At 71.8% G+C, this 2,459-nt stretch carries 3 protein-coding genes; all 3 read left to right on the top strand.

Annotated features, from left to right (window positions below):
* The first annotated feature begins 226 nt into the window (after positions 1-226).
* Positions 227-1,249 (top strand): xanthine dehydrogenase family protein molybdopterin-binding subunit, encoded by a 1,023-nt coding sequence (locus tag A7B20_RS21045; RefSeq protein WP_102110531.1) that lies wholly within the window; start codon positions 227-229, stop codon positions 1,247-1,249.
* A complete protein-coding gene (locus A7B20_RS21050; protein WP_102110532.1) occupies positions 1,249-2,130 on the top strand; it encodes an AAA family ATPase in 882 nt (293 codons plus the stop codon). Before A7B20_RS21045 ends, A7B20_RS21050 begins: the two co-directional genes overlap by 1 nt.
* A gap of 142 nt (positions 2,131-2,272) precedes the next feature.
* The coding region (locus A7B20_RS21055) for a hypothetical protein (RefSeq protein WP_216641236.1) at positions 2,273-2,459 on the top strand (187 nt) is incomplete at its 3' end.

A 2,459-nucleotide genomic window follows, 5' to 3' on the forward strand; every position in this document is an offset into this window, starting at 1 on the left:
CCGACACCGCCGGCGGGCGCGCCGTCCTATACCCCGCCGTCCTACACGCCCCCCGCGGCCGCGGCCCCGCGCCCTGCGCCCAATCCGCCGCCCGCGCCCGCGTCCCAGACGGCGCCCGAGCCGCAGCGTTCGGCGTTCGAGCCCTACAAGCCGGCCGAGCCCTTCTCGCGCGGCACCCGAAAGCCCGGTACCTCGCCCTTCGTCTCCGGCACGAGGAGGCGCTGACATGGCAATTCACAAGGGGCGCGGCTTCGCCTGCATCAACTACCCGATCGGCATGAACCTCGGCGGCGACCCGGCGCAGGCGCTGGTGCACTCGACGCCGGACGGCAAGTTCATGGTGGCGCTCTCGGCCATCGACCTCGGGCAGGGGATGAAATCCGTCACCCGCCAGATCGCCGCCGAAACCCTCGGCGTGCCGGTCGAGGATGTCTATGTCGACACCGCCGACAGCGACACCGGCCCCCACGACATGGGCAGCTTCGCATCGCGGGGGACCCACCGCGTCGGCAACGCCGTGATCCGGGCCAGCGCGGAGGCGCGCAAGCAGATGCTCGACGCCGCCGCCGACGAGCTGGAGGTCGCCGCCACGGACCTCACCACCGACGGCAAGGGCAACATCCATGTGAAGGGCGCGCCCTCGCGCAGCATCACCGTGGCCGACACCGCCATCGCGGCGCAATTCAAGCAGGGCCGCACGCTCTCGGGCCGGGGCATCTTCCTGGTCCCGCTTTCGGACGTCGACGCCGACACCGGCGAGATGTCCCCCGTCACCTGCTTCGCCCACGCGGCCCTGATCATCGACCTCGAGGTGGACGACGAGACCGGCGAGGTCGAGGTCAAGGAGATCAATTCCGCCTACGAGGTCGGCCGTGCGCTGAACCCGAAGCTTGTGGAACAGCAGCTGATCGGCGGCGCCTGGATGGGCGTGTCGCACACGCTCTACGAAACGACCGAGCCCTACTACCCCGACCGCGGCCACGGCCCGACCGATTTCAACACCTACCTGATGCCGGGTCCGGGCCAGATCGTGCCCCACCACATCGCCGTGCTGGAGCGCCCGGCCGAGGACGCCCCATTCGGCGGCAAGGGGCCGGGCGAGATGTGCGCCAACCCGGTGCTGCCCGCCATCGCCAACGCGATCTACGACGCCGTCGGCGTGCGCTGCGACCGCCTGCCGATCACGCCCGAGAAGATCCTGCGCGGCCTCAAGGCCAACGGCGGCGCCCGCCCGCAAGGGGCGCGCTGATGGCGGTGCAGCCGAACATCGGCGGGCTGAAAAGCCCCGAGGCGCTGCAACGAGCGCTGACCGACGCGCAGTACCTCGCCGACGATGCGCTGGCGACGGCGGCCTACCTTGCGCTCGCCCTCGGCAAGCCGATGCTGCTGGAGGGCGCACCGGGCGTGGGCAAGACCGAAGCCGCGAAGGCGCTTGGCGGCGTCCTCGGGCGGCAGGTGATCCGGCTTCAATGCTTCGAAGGCATCGACGCGGCCGCCGCGCTCTACGAGTGGAACTATCCCCGGCAGATGCTGGCGATCCGGCAGGCGGGGCAGGGCGCGCCGAACCTCTATTCCGACGACTTCCTGCTGGAGCGGCCGCTTCTGGCCGCGCTGCGCCATCCCGGCGACAGCCTGCTGCTGATCGACGAGATCGACCGCGCCGACCACGAGTTCGAGGCCTTCCTGCTGGAGTTCCTCTCCGATTTCACCATCTCGATCCCCGAGACCGGCACGATCCGCGCCACCCGTCCGCCCGTGGTGGTCCTGACCTCGAACCGCACCCGCGACCTGCACGAGGCACTGCGCCGCCGCTGCGTCTATCACTGGATCGACTACCCCGATCCGGGGCTCGAGGCCGCCATCGTCATGGCCCGCGCCTCCTCCGTCGCCGAGGCGACGGCGGTGGCAGTCGTGGGGGCGGTCAACGCGCTGAGGGCCGAGCCGCTGGCGAAACCGCCGGGGGTGGCCGAGACCATCGAATGGGCCGAGGCGGCGACGCTGCTGGCGGGCCAGGGCGCGCGCTGGCCCGATGCCTTCCGGCGGGCGATCGGGGTGGCGCTGAAGGACCACGACGACCTGACGTACCTCGCGCCGCGGCTCGGGCAGTTCCTGCCGGGAGAGGCGGCGTGAGGTGCGGCGGTTCCTTCCGCCTGAGGGCGGCGCCTGCGGCGGGCGGGGGATGGGGGCGCTGCCCCCGAGGCGCTGGCGCGCCTCTCCCCCGCAGTATTTCTGCAAAGAAGAAACAGGGGGTTGTGTCGCCGGGGGTGACGCCATGAGCCTGCCGCGGGCGCTGGAGCCGTTCGTGACCTTCGCGCAGGTGCTGCGGCGGGGGGGCTTCGCCGTGTCGCCGGACCAGACCATCGGCTTCATCGAAGGGGTCGGGGTGCTGGGGCCGCGGTCGCTGGAGGATGTGCACCGGGCGGGGCTCGCGCTGTTCTCGGTGCCTCCGGAGCGGCGGG

The sequence above is a fragment of the Oceaniglobus roseus genome, from assembly GCF_002869745.1.
GTDB lineage: Bacteria > Pseudomonadota > Alphaproteobacteria > Rhodobacterales > Rhodobacteraceae > Oceaniglobus > Oceaniglobus roseus.